Source organism: uncultured Tateyamaria sp. (assembly GCF_947504105.1).
Lineage (GTDB): Bacteria > Pseudomonadota > Alphaproteobacteria > Rhodobacterales > Rhodobacteraceae > Tateyamaria.
Genome location: NZ_CANNGP010000074.1, coordinates 1 through 11,039, shown reverse-complemented (window position 1 = coordinate 11,039; position 11,039 = coordinate 1). Strand labels below are relative to the sequence as shown.

The following is an 11,039-nucleotide window of genomic DNA, read 5'->3' as shown; positions in this document are numbered from 1 at the left end:
AGAATAGCAGCCTAAATGAACCCCTGATCCATCTTAAACCGGCTGCAAATTGGTCGAAAATCTAGGACCACCTCTCTCTATGGTGCGATTGCCAAACTGGACGGGGATGAAATGGCGGTTGATACCGACGCACTGGAGACCACGTTTGGTGTTAAGCTGACGAGCGTGCCGGACCACATCAAAAGCTGGGGATAGACATCTAGATTTTTGCGGCGTCAATCAAAGATCACAAACACAAAATGGTGCAACTCTTGTTGCGCCATTTTTTTACTCTGCGCATGCTGCTGTAAAATCGAAGTGTACGCACAACATCTATTGAGAAAGGCTTTGAGCCAAGCAGCTTTTCTACCCAGGTTGGTTAAACGTCCTGACGCACAGCGCCTCACACCACAGCCCCCTCCGCGCACCAGTCATGCATGTCTTGTCGTCACTCTGCGCCATGCGCTTGCGCCGCGCAGCCAATCTGGAGTTCGGGATGCTTCCTTAACTAGAGCAAACACCGTCCGTCGTCGGCGAGCCTGGACCGTGCGATCGGTCCGAACAACTACTGTTCCGATCCTAGGCAAGGTTGCATCATGCTTCTGGGCAAATCGGCGCAAACCGCTTGCTCTAAGCGATTCAATTGGCGCGAAGGGTGCAGTTAAGTGGCTTGTTCAGTGTATCAATAGCTCGTTGCGATGGCCCTCACACAGGGTGTTTGGGACATGGTTCAATCCAAATCCCACATGTCATCTCCGCAGGCGTCAGTGATCCAGTTTTTCCGCTGCAAGAGGTGCACCTCTTGTTTCAAGCGCACGATTTCAGCGTCTCGCTGTTTCAGCGTATACTGCAAGGCCTCGATCACGGCTTCGGCTGACTCTTTATCTGAACGGGTCAATTCCATTTTGTTTTTCCTGTGATCAACGATGGTCACAACCATCTGACGGCATTGACAACATCCACACCCCACAGGCCGGCGCTATCCCGTTGGCCCAAAGGTTTCGAAGTGAATGTTGGCCGCGGGCACACCGGCCTTCTCCAACCCATTGCGGATGTCCGACAAGAACTGGGCCGGGCCACACAGCATGTAATGCGCCTCAGCGCCGGGGTTCAGTGCAATCAAGGCTTCTGCATCAATCCGACCGGCGACATCGTAACGTTCACCGTCATCGGGGCGACTGTAAAAAACGCAGTTCTGTGCGCCGCTGTGGCGCGCAATCAGCATCTCGACTTCTTCGCGCAGCGCATGCTCACGTGCATTGCGCGCCGCATGAACAAACCAAACGGGTCGCGCGATGTTTTCAGACAAGCTTGCGTGCAACATGGATACCATGGGGGTCAATCCCACCCCTGCGCTGACCAGGACAAGGGGGCATTTACTGCATGGGATAACGAAATCACCAGAGGGTTGCGACGCCTCGACAATGCTGCCTTCCTGAATTTCGTCATGAAAGAAACGGGACACCAGCCCCTTATCTTCACGTTTTATACTAAGCCGATAGCTGTCGGTTGCATGTGGCGCACTGGAAAGCGAATAGCTGCGTTTGGATGTCCCGACCTGGCCCGGGATCTGAACCTCAACTGGCAAGTGCTGTCCTGCTTCAAAGGGTTTCAGTGGCTTGCCGTCGACGGGACTTAGGTAAAAGGACGTGATATTCTTTGCTTCTTTTACCCGGCGCGTGACCTTAAGGCGACGGGACAAGTGGTCCTGCCGCACCCAACGCAGTGCCACGGCACCAGGGCGTTCGACAACCGCATCAATCTCAACATCAATCACGCGCCAGGCATCAGCGTCATGTGTATTTTCAGGCTGCCAATCAACTTTGGCGCGGCCAGAGATGTGCAATAGGCTTCCCGTCTCAAAATCGACAAAGACAAGCCCGACACGTGGATCGACCAGCAAATTGCCGATCGTGTTGAAAAAATTGTTCCCCGAGTAGTCGGGAATACGCAAGTGACCGGCATCAGACACATGTACAAATCCTGGCGCACCACCGCGATGTGAAGCGTCGTACCCACGAGAGGGCACGTCGTTGCCTTTCTGGTGACCGGACCCGATGAACAGCGTGTCAGATGCCTGAACCAAAGCGATCTGTTCTGGCGACAGGGTTGCACTGGACAAGGCCTTTGCTGGTTTGGCGCGTGCTACCCGAGTCCAGGCGCGTTCGTGGATGTATTGCGGACAGTTACCGAATGTCTGACGGATATCTATGGCATAGCCGGTGTCGGATTTGTGGAAGTGTCCACTGAATCGATTGCGGCGCCGCGATGCCAGTTCAATCCCGACCACACCAACCTCAGTCCCTGCGCTGAATGCATCCGCCAGCGGGTCCTGATCGTCTATTCGGGTATCCAAGGTCAGTAACCGTGTATCAGGTGAACGAATGAAGCCTTCTTCCCCATCCACCAGTGTGACCCAAGTCTGCCCATCTGTACCCGCGCCAGAAACCACAAGGAAAGGCAATGACGTATGAAAGTCACGGTGCTGTTCCGGCAGGTAGTCGCGGATGAACCCGCCAGCCCACTGCGCCACATCGCCAACGCCAGCGCGGGTTTGCGCTTCAAGTTCACCTGAGTGAAATGGGGTTTCTGCAACGACGTGTTCCATGTTGGACACCTCTGAAATTGTGATGTCGGGCCACCGCAAGGGCGGCGACCCATTCAATCAGGCCAGCTCTGGAATTGGTGAGGTTGCCATGCCGACAAATTTCGGTTCGGCCTCGATCCGACCAAGCCAGGTGCGGATGTTCGGGTATGGGGTCAGGTCGACACCGCCCTCGGGCGCGTGGGCGATGTAACTGTAACCGGCCACGTCGGCGATAGTAATCGTGTCGGTTACCAGCCAATCGCGATCAGCGAGATGCGCATCCATCATCTTGAACAGATTGTGGGCTCTAGCGACGGCGGCGGAGTGATCCAACGGCGCGCCAAACACTTTAACGAGACGGGCCGCACATGGGCCAGAATAGATATTGTCGGCGGCCACAGTCAGCCAGCGTTGCACATCCGCGGCCTCCTTGGGGTCTTGCGGCATCCATTTGGAACCCTTTGCATAGGTCTGCACCAAGTACACCATGATCGCGTTGGAGTCGGCCAATGTATAGCCGCCATCATCAATAGCAGGGACCAACCCGAAGGGACTGATCTTGAGGTATTCCGGCGCTTTATGCGCCCCGTTGGCCATATCCAGATCGACGGTCTCATAAGGCAGGTCCAGCAGCGCAAGCATAAGCTCGACACGGTGGCAGTGCCCTGACTTGGGGTTGCGGTAGAGTTTGATGGGGGTCATGGGATCTTCCAGTTTCGGTTGACGTTCAAAGGCCAAGGTCGCTCAGACCCGGGTGATCATCTGGGCGCCGACCCAGTGGCCAGCGAAACTTGCGTTCTTTTTCGGTGATGGGTTTTTCGTTGATGGAGGCGTGGCGGTAAGTCATGAAACCATTTTCGTCAAACTCCCAGTTTTCGTTGCCATACGCCCGAAACCAGTTGCCGCTATCGTCATGGTATTCATAGGCGTAACGCACTGCGATCCGATTGTCGGTATAGGCCCAGAGTTCCTTGATCAGACGATAGTCAAGTTCCTTGTTCCACTTGCGGGTCAGAAACTCTTCAATCTGGGCCCGGCCTTGCGGAAACTCGGCCCGGTTTCGCCACTTGCTATCGACGGTGTAGGCTAGGGCCACCTTGGCAGGGTTACGCCCGTTCCAACCATCTTCGGCCAGTCGCGCCTTTTCTTCGGCAGTTGCCTTACTGAAAGGCGGTAGAGGGTTACGAGGGGGTTCAGTCGACATCATCAAGTCCTTTAGGTTTCTGGTTTGGCACGGTCACCCGTGCTTTCAGATTTGATAACAATTTGCGGCTTGTGGATTAATTCATCAAATATGAAAGACATTACTTTGCAAAATGATAGTTATTGAAAGGGTAAGATCATGGATAGATTGCAAAGCCTCGAAGTGTTTGTTGCCGTCGCAGAAGCGGAAAGCTTTGCTGGTGGCGCACGTAAAACCGGACTGAGCGCCCCTTCCGCAACACGGGGTATCAATGCGCTGGAAGCGCGCCTCGGGGTGCGGCTATTCACTCGCACAACCCGCAAGGTCCGTTTGACGGAAGTCGGGCAAACCTATCTCGAGGATGCGCGACATGTCCTTGCACAATTTCAGGCGGCAGATGATGCGGCCAAGGGGGCCGCAACAAACCCCGTCGGGCAGCTTCGGATCACCTGTTCCAACGAGTTCGGCCGCATTTACGTAGCACCCATCCTGACAGAGTTTCTCGACACGCATCCCGGCGTCAATGCCGACGTGTTGATGGTCGACCGAATCGTTAACATGATCGAGGAAGGATTTGATCTGGCAGTCCGCATCGGCGAACTGCCTGCATCAGGCCTTGTCGCTGTCCGCGTCGGGCAAGTGCGCCGGATTGTCTGTGGAACACCGGGATATTTCGAGGCACATGGACGGCCTGTAAGCCCCCAAGACTTGCAATCACACCAAATCGTTGCGGCCTCGCCTGTCAGCCCGACGGCCGAATGGCGTTTTGGTCACGACATGCAAGACGTCGTGAGGGTCAAGCCGCGCCTGTCGGTCAGCAGCGTTGCGACCGCAATTTCGGTCGCAAAACGCAGTTGGGGAATTTGCCGAGTCCTGTCCTATCAAGTCGGTCCTGATCTTCAGGCAGGGACGTTGCAAACTGTTCTCGAAGAGTTTGAACCTGCACCATTGCCGATCCACCTTGTTCATGCTGAAGGCCGACGTGCCCCGGCAAAGATCCGGGCATTCGTCGAACTGGCGCGCGATCGCCTGAGAGCAACATCAGTGTTAAACTGACTTCTCCGGCACTGAAGGTCGTTGGCTGGAGCATGATATCATCGGCAAGTTATGGCATTTGAAGCACACCAACTTGTCCAGCGTTCAACGTACCTCCAGACGCCACTTCGACATAGACCCCCATGTCCATGTGACCCAGTTCCTTGCGCAGCAAATATGGAATTTTCAGATCCCGTTCCGCAGTGTCCGGATTCACCTCGGTTGCGGCGCAACGCTTGGTGCGGGACAGGATACGGAAAGACACGTCTCCGAATGTCAATGTGGCATCCATCGCTTCCAATTCTTGATATGGCGGCAACCCGTCGACGACAATATTGGCACGGAACCGATCCACGTGGATATTTGCCCCGACGCGCGCCTCGAAATCACGCACAGAGTTGAGGTTGATCACCGAAATTGCACTCATCATTTGAGGTGAAACGACCGACACATCCGTGAACCGGTGCGGTGCGGATGACACGAATGTGGGCGGCTCAGAATCGGGTAGGTTCAATTTTTCGTCGAGAAAACGAGCCGCGGCCGCAGACTGTTCTGGATCACGCATGTCGAAGACTTCGACCTCATCTTTGTTGGCAATTTCAAGCACCTGGCTTTCATCATGGAAAACAGTTTTCAACCCTGCGAGGCCAGCAACCTTGAGCAGCACAACAAAGCGGTCCTTTGGAAGTGGTTTCGGATTCTTGGGGTCGAAGCCGGAATTGAAACGGGCAAATCCAAAAAGCCGGTCGCCGGGAAACCCTTCCTCCTCCGCGAGCATTACGGTCTTGAGTCGTTCGGCGGACAGACCTTTTATCGGAAATCTGTTGAGTTGGATGATCGTCGGGCTTGTATTAGACACCTGTTATTCCTTTGAGACATGCATGCCTATGTTCCTGCAGGCTTACGGTGACATCAAGGGATACAGTTGCACGCATTCTCTTGAGAAGTGCCGGAGAAGAACAGCCGTTGTTGACCGCGCGGCTGAGATTGATGGGGTCCAATAGCTCGAACCAGTCAACTTCCGGACCGCTCTCGACACCGGAAACGATGTTGTTTTCGAACCTCATCCAAATTTGCGCCCCGGCTTTGTCGGCTGCACCGCGCAATTGCTCCATCTGTTTCGCGAACTGGTATGCGTGAAGATCCTGGGCCTGAGATGCACACCGTATGAGACTGGCACAAACAGTCGGCTGAAAATGGCTCAAAAGATGGGTTGGGATTCCCACTCAGGTTATGTGGTGTAAGTTGGTGACGCGGTACCGGCCGGGAAGCTGGCGACCGCGAAGATGAAACCAGGCCTTCGGCCCCGGTGGAGCTTCACAGGGGGACAAGAGTTATGGCTGATAGCCTTCGTGACCGTGCAGTGAATGCCGCCAGCCTTGGGGGCAATCTGTCGTCATGTTCTCGCAACCCAGATCGTGCTTTTGTCCGTGTCCCGAAGGAACAAGCGGACGAGATACAGCTGTTCCTAGCGAACGTCTCGATGCGGTTGCCTGATTTAGATGAAGCAAGCCAAGAATAACATACCCTGATTATCGTCCTTTCATATCGCTTGTGGGTGGCGTTGGCCAAAATGGTATTTTATCAGAAAGGTGGAGCGATATGAGTGATGAAATCATTGAGGGATCTAGAAATCAGGGTGTATGGGCGCAGAAAAGTGAGCTGAATAATCACGCAGAAAAATGGGACACTCGAAGTAACACGAATGCTTTAACGATAGGACTTTATGTAGCTGGTCCAAAGGGCAATTGAGTGACCTTATTTCGATCAGAAGCCCTAGATGCGCAGAGACAAAGGCTGCACGGTGATGTTTTTCTCACCAGCCCGGTTTCTTTCAAAGTCGTGACTGCTGTCCTAGCTGCCCTATGCGTCCTCGCGCTGACCATTCTGTTTACGGGGTCTTACACTCGGGTCGAACGGGTACCTGGTTATCTCGTCCCGACGGGCGGGCTGGTCAAAATTCAGGCGGGACGCTTTGGTAGCCTAAGTGCTTTGCATGTGGGCGAAGGAGATTTGGTTCAAAAAGGAGATGCTCTGGTCTCTGTTGAAGCAGCTAGTCTTACGGCCAACGGGATGTCGGTCGAATCCAGCTCGCTGCAAACCCTCGCCGAACAGCAACTGAATCTTGAAAATCAAATTGTTCTCGAAGAGAGCCAGCTAGCCTCGGAAATCGGGCGGATACGCGCGGAGATGGCAGCGGCACGCCTCCTTATCTCATCGCTCGATAGCCAAATCGCTCTTCAAAAGGAGATTACGAAATCGACCAAGTCTGCTGTTAAGGATGTTGAAGGCATTCTCGATAAGGGCTTTATTTCCAAGGTTGAGTTTGAACACCGGCGTCAGAACTGGTTGAACCAACAGGCGCAGGAGCGACTGAAGGAGCAGGAACGGGAGAGCGCGCGCTCACAACTCGCTCAACTCGAGATCAAGCTCAAGCAGCTACCTGGAGAGACCAAGAGCCGGATCGCGCAGGTACGCGGCCAGCTGCTCGATATTGATACCCGTGAGGCTGAACTCCTCGGTCAGGAAGCCTATGTGATCAAAGCCCCCGTTGCCGGACGGATCACTTCGATCACCAGTCATACAATTGGGCAGAGCGTCGTTCCTGAGCAGCCTATTCTCACCCTCATGCCAGAGGGCAGTCAACTTATCGCGGAACTTTTCGTACCAAGCCGCGCCATCGGTTTCGTCGAAGAAGGCCAGGAAACGCGGCTTCTCTACGCTGCCTTTCCCTATCAACGTTTTGGATCCTATCCAGCAGAGATACTCAAGGTGACCAAGACGATCCTCTCCCCTCGCGAGGCCGTAACCCCCTTTGAGCTAACCGAACCCTTTTACCGTGTGACTGCGGCACTCGCGGCTGAAACCTTGAATATTGATGGTAATACCGTTGCCCTGCAATCAGGCATGCAATTGGAAGCCAACATCATTCAGGAGAGGCAATCTTTCGTTGACTGGCTTCTGCAACCGATCAGAGCTTTACGAGAACGGTCATGACGGATCAATCCAATTTCTTGGGCCTAAATCTGTCTGGCCGCGCGCGCCTTCCAGTTATTCGGCAGAATGAAGCGGCAGAATGCGGTTTGGCTTCTCTTGCTATGGTTGCGGGCTATTATGGTCACAGCACGGATCTCTCGACCCTACGGCGTAAGTACATGACCAGCCTGCAGGGCATGACACTGCGGTCCGTCATGGAAGTTGCCAACCGGCTTGGCCTTACGTCACGCCCCGTGAAATTGCCTCTCAGTCATGTTGGGCAGCTGCGTTTACCAGCAATATTGCACTGGAATATGAACCACTTTGTCGTTCTCAAATCGGTTGCGAAAAATAAATTCACGCTACACGATCCAAGCCTCGGCGAAAGAAGCTATACGGCAGCGGAGTTTTCAAAGCATTTTACCGGCGTTGCCCTGGAGTTGACCCCAACAGAGAAGTTTGTGAGGCGGGAAGCAAAAACCACCCTGAGGCTCTCTGATCTCTGGGGCAGGATGTTTGGGTTGAAGCGCAACCTGCTTCAGGTTTTGGCACTGTCGGTTGTCTTGCAGCTATTTGTTCTCGCCAGTCCTTTTTATCTGCAAATCGCAGTCGATGAGGTTCTTGCCTCTTTCGACACCGAACTCTTGCTCGTGCTGGCACTTGGCTTTGGTGGCCTTACGCTCATCAACGTTTTGGCACAAACCCTGCGGGGATATGTCCTGCTCTACTTCGGCAGCATGCTGTCTTATCAAATGGTCGGTAACCTCTTCCGTCACCTCCTGCATCTGCCCGTCGATTACTTCGAAAAACGGCATATAGGCGATATCGTCTCCCGCTTTGGTTCCGCGACACCGATCAAGGACATGCTGACCGAAGGTTTGATCGCCAGCGTTATTGATGGTGCCATGGCATTGACGACATTAACATTGATGTTTGTCTACAGCCCTGTCCTTGCAACCATCGCGCTGGCCGCCTGGACGCTTTATTTTGCCCTGCGGATGGCTTTTTACAAGCCGTTCCGCGCCCGTCAGGAAGACGTCATTGTTGCACACGCCAAGGAGCAAACCACTTTCATGGAGAGCGTGCGCGGCATCACGTCGCTAAAACTCTTTGGTGGAGAGAATGACCGGCAACGTTTCTGGCAGAACCACTTCGCCGATAGTATCAATGAAGACGCCCGTTTCCAGAAATTGTCGATCTGGTTCGAAAGTGCGAGGACCGGCATCTTCGGTATCGAATTGATCGTTCTGGTCTATGTTGCGGTTCACCTTGTGTTGGACAGCAGTTTTACGGTTGGCATGATCTTCGCCTTTATGGCCTACAAGCGTAACTTCACCGACAAAGCTTCGGCTCTGGTAGAGCGCACCATCGAATTTCGCCTGCTCGGTCTGCATCTGGAGCGGCTTGCCGATATCGTGCATACACAAGAAGAAACGCAGCCCAACGACCAGTCCGGGTTATCCGACGTTAAGCCCATCACCGGTCTGATCGAGGTAGAGAAGTTGAGCTACCGCTACGCTGCCGATGCAACAGATGTGCTCAACAACATCAGCGTCAAGATCGAGCCAGGGACGAGCGTGGCCATTATCGGTGCGTCCGGTTGCGGCAAGACCACTCTTCTAAAAATCATGACTGGGCTGTTTCAACCAAGCCAAGGCCGGGTCCTGATTGATGGCACGCCCTTGACGACCTATGGTCTGGCTGCCTTTCGCAAACAGATTGGCGTCGTCATGCAGCAGGATGATCTCTTTGCTGGCTCAATCGCGGAAAACATCTCTTTCTTTGATGCTGAAACCGATATGGCTCAGGTGATCGCCGTTGCACAGGCTGCCAGGATTCACGATGAGATCCTGGCCATGCCAATGAACTATGAAAGCCTCGTCGGCGATATGGGTTCCACATTGTCCGGTGGGCAAAGGCAGCGTTTGATGCTGGCACGCGCGTTGTACAGAAAGCCGAAGATTTTATTCATGGATGAAGGTACGGCGCATCTTGATGTGGCGACTGAGCACATGGTGAACGAGTCCATTGCTCAGCTTGGCATCACCCGCATCGTCATAGCGCACCGGCCTGAAACCATTCGCATGTCAGACCGCGTGCTTGAGATGCGCGCTGAGTCGATATGCGAAGTCGACATGAGAAGCCATCCATATCTCAACAGGACGAATGACACTGTAGACCACACTACTTTCCCGAGCTTCTCACCTGCCGAAGTTGCCGCTTCGGCAGGCAAGAAGGCTGGAGCCAATGATGGCGCCCAGCACAAAAGCGGGGCTGATGGGTCAACAACACCCAATCAACCCCTGTCTAGCCAAACCACGAAAGGATCCTAGACATGACTAACCTTACCAAGATCGAGACCCTGAATGAAGCTGAACTGAAGGCAGTTGCAGGTGGCGATGGCCCCGGAATCACGCCGAAGCAACTCGGCGAAATACTTGAGGCAGATCAGGAAGCCGAACGACGCAGACGTGACATTATGGCTAAAGCGTCACAGGTGAAGTGGTTAATGTCTGGCTCTAAGCCTCTTCTCCTCTGAAGAAGCAGGCGGGCCGCTTCAGCGCGGTCCGCCAAGGTGCCGAGCTTATCACCTGCCGAAGTTGCCGCTTTGGCAGGCAAGAAGGCTGGAGCCAATGATGGCCCAGCACAAGAGCGGGGCTGATGGGTCAACAACACCCAATCAACCCCTGTCTAGCCAAACCACGAAAGGATCCTAGACATGACTAACCTTACCAAGATCGAGACCCTGAATGAAGCTGAACTGAAGGCAGTTGCAGGTGGCGATCGCCAGACAGATGAGGACTTGCGCAAAATGTTGGAGTATGTCGAGGAAGCAAAACGCAGACGTGACATTATGGATAAAGCGTCACAGGTGAAGTAATTAATCTCTGGCTCTAAGCCTCTTCTTTCCTGAAGAAGCAGGCGGGCCGCTTCATTGCGGCCCGCCACGGTCCCGAGCTTCCCAACTGCCGAAGTTGCCGCTTTGGCAGGCAAGAAGGCTGGAGCCAATGATGGCACCCAGCACAAGAGCGGGGCTGATGGGTCAACAACACCCAATCAACCCCTGTCTAGCCAAACCACGAAAGGATCCTAGACATGACTAGCCTTACCAAGATCGAGACCCTGAATGAAGCTGAACTGAAGGCAGTTGCAGGTGGCGACCTGCTCCCCTGAAAAGTCCGGCGTTTAAGGTTAGTCTGTTTGACCCAGCCCCCTGAAATCAGGCCACTGAGGTGCTAGTAATCCGTCCCAAGAAAGGATGGACTATGAAACGCAGAT

12 protein-coding genes are annotated in these 11,039 nt (G+C 54.0%); 6 read left to right on the top strand and 6 right to left on the bottom strand.

Annotation, left to right across the window (positions count from 1 at the left end):
- Positions 1–709 precede the first annotated feature (709 nt).
- Genes Q1A75_RS22490 through Q1A75_RS22475 form a run of 4 tightly spaced genes read right to left on the bottom strand, consistent with a single transcriptional unit; the run spans position 710 to position 3,770 of the window.
- Positions 710–919: a hypothetical protein gene (locus Q1A75_RS22490; protein ID WP_299641331.1), complete on the bottom strand. Its 210-nt coding sequence runs from the start codon at positions 917–919 to the stop codon at positions 710–712.
- A 39-nt stretch (positions 920–958) separates the two neighbouring features.
- Positions 959–2,587 (bottom strand): pyridoxamine 5'-phosphate oxidase family protein, encoded by a 1,629-nt coding sequence (locus Q1A75_RS22485; RefSeq protein WP_299555808.1) that lies wholly within the window; start codon positions 2,585–2,587, stop codon positions 959–961.
- A 57-nt stretch (positions 2,588–2,644) separates the two neighbouring features.
- Positions 2,645–3,268, bottom strand: coding sequence for a glutathione S-transferase family protein (locus tag Q1A75_RS22480; protein ID WP_299555807.1), 624 nt, complete (start codon positions 3,266–3,268; stop codon positions 2,645–2,647).
- Between the two features lie 25 nt (positions 3,269–3,293).
- Positions 3,294–3,770: a nuclear transport factor 2 family protein gene (locus Q1A75_RS22475; RefSeq protein ID WP_299555806.1), complete on the bottom strand. Its 477-nt coding sequence runs from the start codon at positions 3,768–3,770 to the stop codon at positions 3,294–3,296.
- A 138-nt stretch (positions 3,771–3,908) separates the two neighbouring features.
- Between Q1A75_RS22475 and Q1A75_RS22470 the strand changes: the two genes are divergently transcribed.
- The gene (locus Q1A75_RS22470; protein WP_299555805.1) at positions 3,909–4,805 is read left to right on the top strand and encodes a LysR family transcriptional regulator; all 897 of its coding nucleotides are present in this window, start codon (positions 3,909–3,911) and stop codon (positions 4,803–4,805) included.
- Between the two features lie 49 nt (positions 4,806–4,854).
- Here the strand turns inward: Q1A75_RS22470 and Q1A75_RS22465 are convergent, their stop codons facing one another.
- Together Q1A75_RS22465 and Q1A75_RS22460 are read right to left on the bottom strand one after the other, a co-directional pair.
- Positions 4,855–5,643: an MOSC domain-containing protein gene (locus tag Q1A75_RS22465; protein ID WP_299555804.1), complete on the bottom strand. Its 789-nt coding sequence runs from the start codon at positions 5,641–5,643 to the stop codon at positions 4,855–4,857.
- A complete protein-coding gene (locus Q1A75_RS22460; RefSeq protein WP_299555803.1) occupies positions 5,636–5,899 on the bottom strand; it encodes a hypothetical protein in 264 nt (87 codons plus the stop codon). The genes Q1A75_RS22465 and Q1A75_RS22460 overlap by 8 nt, the downstream gene beginning before the upstream one ends.
- Before the next feature lie 487 nt (positions 5,900–6,386).
- Between Q1A75_RS22460 and Q1A75_RS22455 the strand changes: the two genes are divergently transcribed.
- The 5 genes from Q1A75_RS22455 to Q1A75_RS22435 all read left to right on the top strand — a co-directional run bounded on the left by Q1A75_RS22455 (position 6,387) and on the right by Q1A75_RS22435 (position 10,641).
- Positions 6,387–6,536, top strand: a complete 150-nt coding sequence (locus Q1A75_RS22455; protein WP_299555802.1) for a hypothetical protein — start codon at positions 6,387–6,389, stop codon at positions 6,534–6,536.
- Positions 6,537–7,781, top strand: a complete 1,245-nt coding sequence (locus tag Q1A75_RS22450; protein ID WP_299555801.1) for an HlyD family efflux transporter periplasmic adaptor subunit — start codon at positions 6,537–6,539, stop codon at positions 7,779–7,781.
- Positions 7,778–10,093: a peptidase domain-containing ABC transporter gene (locus Q1A75_RS22445; RefSeq protein WP_299555800.1), complete on the top strand. Its 2,316-nt coding sequence runs from the start codon at positions 7,778–7,780 to the stop codon at positions 10,091–10,093. The genes Q1A75_RS22450 and Q1A75_RS22445 overlap by 4 nt, the downstream gene beginning before the upstream one ends.
- A 2-nt stretch (positions 10,094–10,095) precedes the next feature.
- The gene (locus Q1A75_RS22440) at positions 10,096–10,299 is read left to right on the top strand and encodes a hypothetical protein (protein WP_299555799.1); all 204 of its coding nucleotides are present in this window, start codon (positions 10,096–10,098) and stop codon (positions 10,297–10,299) included.
- Positions 10,300–10,479: 180 nt separating this feature from the next.
- Positions 10,480–10,641, top strand: coding sequence for a hypothetical protein (locus tag Q1A75_RS22435; protein WP_299555798.1), 162 nt, complete (start codon positions 10,480–10,482; stop codon positions 10,639–10,641).
- The last annotated feature ends 398 nt before the right edge of the window (positions 10,642–11,039 follow it).

Excerpts from the sequence above, each read along its gene's own strand:
- Q1A75_RS22475 (WP_299555806.1), bottom strand. The coding sequence starts at position 3,770 with ATGTCGACTGAACCCCCTCGTAACCCTCTACCGCCTTTCAGTAAGGCA.
- Q1A75_RS22455 (WP_299555802.1), top strand. The coding sequence starts at position 6,387 with ATGAGTGATGAAATCATTGAGGGATCTAGAAATCAGGGTGTATGGGCG.
- Q1A75_RS22470 (WP_299555805.1), top strand. The coding sequence starts at position 3,909 with ATGGATAGATTGCAAAGCCTCGAAGTGTTTGTTGCCGTCGCAGAAGCG.
- Q1A75_RS22485 (WP_299555808.1), bottom strand. The coding sequence starts at position 2,587 with ATGGAACACGTCGTTGCAGAAACCCCATTTCACTCAGGTGAACTTGAA.
- Q1A75_RS22480 (WP_299555807.1), bottom strand. The coding sequence starts at position 3,268 with ATGACCCCCATCAAACTCTACCGCAACCCCAAGTCAGGGCACTGCCAC.
- Q1A75_RS22440 (WP_299555799.1), top strand. The coding sequence starts at position 10,096 with ATGACTAACCTTACCAAGATCGAGACCCTGAATGAAGCTGAACTGAAG.
- Q1A75_RS22490 (WP_299641331.1), bottom strand. The coding sequence starts at position 919 with ATGGTTGTGACCATCGTTGATCACAGGAAAAACAAAATGGAATTGACC.
- Q1A75_RS22445 (WP_299555800.1), top strand. The coding sequence starts at position 7,778 with ATGACGGATCAATCCAATTTCTTGGGCCTAAATCTGTCTGGCCGCGCG.
- Q1A75_RS22435 (WP_299555798.1), top strand. The coding sequence starts at position 10,480 with ATGACTAACCTTACCAAGATCGAGACCCTGAATGAAGCTGAACTGAAG.
- Q1A75_RS22460 (WP_299555803.1), bottom strand. The coding sequence starts at position 5,899 with ATGGAGCAATTGCGCGGTGCAGCCGACAAAGCCGGGGCGCAAATTTGG.